Raw genomic sequence first — 2,798 nt, forward strand, 5'->3', positions numbered from 1 at the left:
GCCGAAAACGCCTGGCGCACAGCACTCACCGGCCTCGACGAACCCACCCGCCTCACCCCCCACGCCGACAGCCACGCGTCCGTCACGCCGCACCACCACTCCGTTCGGGTGCCGCGTGAGCTGACCGAAGCCGTCACCCGTCAGGCTCGCCGACACGGCATCACGCTCAACACCGTCGTGCAGGCGACCTGGGGCCTCCTGCTGGCGCGCCTGACGGGCCGTGAGGACGTGGTCTTCGGGACCACCGTGTCGGGGCGTTCGCCGGAGGTGCCCGGCATCGAGACCATGGTCGGGCTGTTCATCAACACCCTGCCGGTACGCGTGAGGCTCCAGCCGGCCGAGACGCTGCTGGACCTAGCGGCACGCCTCCAGCAGGAACAGGCCGAACTGTCCGCGCACCAGCACCTGGGCATGGCCGACATCCAGCGCCTGACGGACATCAGCGGCGAACTCTTCGACACCCTGACCGTGTTCGAGAACTACCCGCTGGATCCGGACACCCTGTCCGGAGCACACGGACTGCGCGTGGCCGGCCTGCGCACCCACAACGACGTCCACTACCCGCTGGCCCTGCTCGCGCTGCCCGGTGACGAGCTGACGCTGGACTTCGGCTACCGCCCGGACCTGTTCACCGAGGCCGAGGTCGCGCTCCTCGCCGAGCGCTGCACACGGCTGCTGCGGACCTTCGCCCATGCCGACCCCGACCTCCTCGCCGACGACGTGGACGTCTTCACCGAAGGTGAGCGGCACCAGGTGCTCGAGGGTTGGAACGGCGCTGCCCACACCGGGCCCGTGCGCGGTGTGGTCGAGCGATTCGAAGCCGCGGTCGCGGCCACCCCGGACGCGGTGGCGGTGGTGTGCGGGCCGGTGCGGCTGACGTTCGCGGAACTGGACGCGCGGGCGAACCGGCTGGCGCGCGTCCTGCGGGCGCGGGGCGCCGGCCGGGGCGATCTGGTGGCGGTGGCCCTGCCGCGCTCGGCCGACATGGTCGTGGCGGTGTTCGCCGTGCTCAAGGCGGGTGCGGGGTACGTTCCGCTGGACGTGGCCTACCCGGCGGACCGGATCGCGTTCATGCTGGACGACGCCGCTCCGCGGCTGGTGATCACCGACCGGTCGGTGTCCGGCGCGCTGCCGGACACCCGGGTCGAGGCGCTGGTACTGGACGACCCGTCGTGCCTGCGTGAGCTGGCGGCGGTGCCCGACGGACCGCTGCCGGACGAGGAGCTGGGCGGCGCGGTCCCGGAGGGGGCCACGGCGTACGTCATCTACACCTCGGGATCGACAGGCCGGCCCAAGGGCGTGATCGTCCCGCGCCGGGCGATGGCGGTGTTCCTGTCGTGGGCGGTGGAGGAGTTCGGGCCCGAGGGGCTGGAATCGGTCCTGGCGTCGACGTCGTTGTCGTTCGACGTGTCGGTCTTCGAGATCTTCGCGCCGCTGCTGGCGGGGGGCCGGATCGAGGTCGTACCGGACCTGCTGGCGCTGGCCGAGCGCCCGTGGTCGGGCTCGCTGATCAGTGGCGTACCGTCGGTGGTGGCGGCGCTGCTGGAGGCCGGGGCGCAGCTGGGCTGCGACCGGCTGGTGCTGGCCGGGGAAGCCCTGCCGGAGCATGTGGTGCGCCGGCTGCGGACCGACGCACCGCACGTGCGGGTGGCGAACCTGTACGGCCCGACCGAGTCCACCGTGTACGCCACCGGCTGGCACGAGAGCGACCCGGACGAGGTGCTGGCGCCGCCGATCGGGCGGCCGCTGTCCGGCACGCGGACGTACCTGCTCGACGGGCGGCTGCGTCCGGTGCCGGCGGGGGTGACCGGTGACCTGTACCTGGCGGGGCCGAAGGTGGCCGACGGCTATCTGGGCCGCCCGGGCCTGACGGCGTGCCACTTCCTTCCCGACCCGTACGGCCCGGCCGGTGCGCGGATGTACCGCACCGGTGACCTGGCGCGGTGGGACGAGCACGGGATGCTGCACTACCTCGGGCGCGCCGACCACCAGGTCAAGGTCCGCGGGTTCCGCATCGAGCTGGGCGAGATCGAGTCGGTGCTGGCACGCCATCCGGAGGTCACCCGGGCGGCCGTCACCACCCACGCCGCCGGGACGGGCGAGCACCGGCTCGTCGCCCACGTCCTGACGGCTCCGGGCACCCGTCCCTCCCAGGAGGAGCTGGCCCGGCACCTCGCCGCCGCACTGCCGGCCCACATGGTGCCGTCGGCCTTCGTCCACCTCGACTCGCTGCCGGTGAACGCCAATGGCAAGCTCGACCGGAGCGCCCTGCCCGCACCCGATTTCCGGGCCGAGGTGTCCGGCCGGGCGGCGCGCAACACGCGCGAGGAGGTGCTGTGCGCACTGTTCGGGGAGGTCCTGAACCTGGACGCGGTCGGTGCCGACGACAGCTTCTTCGACCTCGGCGGTGACAGCATCAGCTCCATCCAGCTGGTGAGCCGGGCCCGCAAGGCGGGTCTGGTGATCACGCCGAAGGACGTCTTCCACTTCAAGACGGTGGCCGGGCTCGCCGAAGCCGCCCGGACCACGGGTGCGGCGGTCGTCGAACGCCCGGAGGACGGCGTGGGCGAGGTGGTCCTCACGCCGATCGTGCACCACCTGCGCGAGCTGGGCGGTCCGGTGCGGCGGTTCCACCAGTCGATGGTGGTCAGGGTCCCGGCCGGTCTGGACGAACCGGCGCTCGTCCGTGCCGTCCGGACTCTGCTGGACCACCATGGCGCGCTGCGTCTGCGGATGGCGGGCGAGGACCGTGCGTGGACGTTCGAGGTCACCGAACCGGGCACCGTCACCGCAGGGCC

Annotated in this window: 1 protein-coding gene; it reads left to right on the forward strand. The window is 72.8% G+C overall.

All coding sequences use genetic code 11. The features are described from left to right. Positions 1-2,798 (forward strand): non-ribosomal peptide synthetase (locus tag AC07DU_RS33860; RefSeq protein ID WP_479115766.1); only part of this gene is annotated, 2,798 nt, incomplete at both ends.

The sequence above is a fragment of the Streptomyces sp. NPDC045695 genome (genome assembly GCF_056432025.1).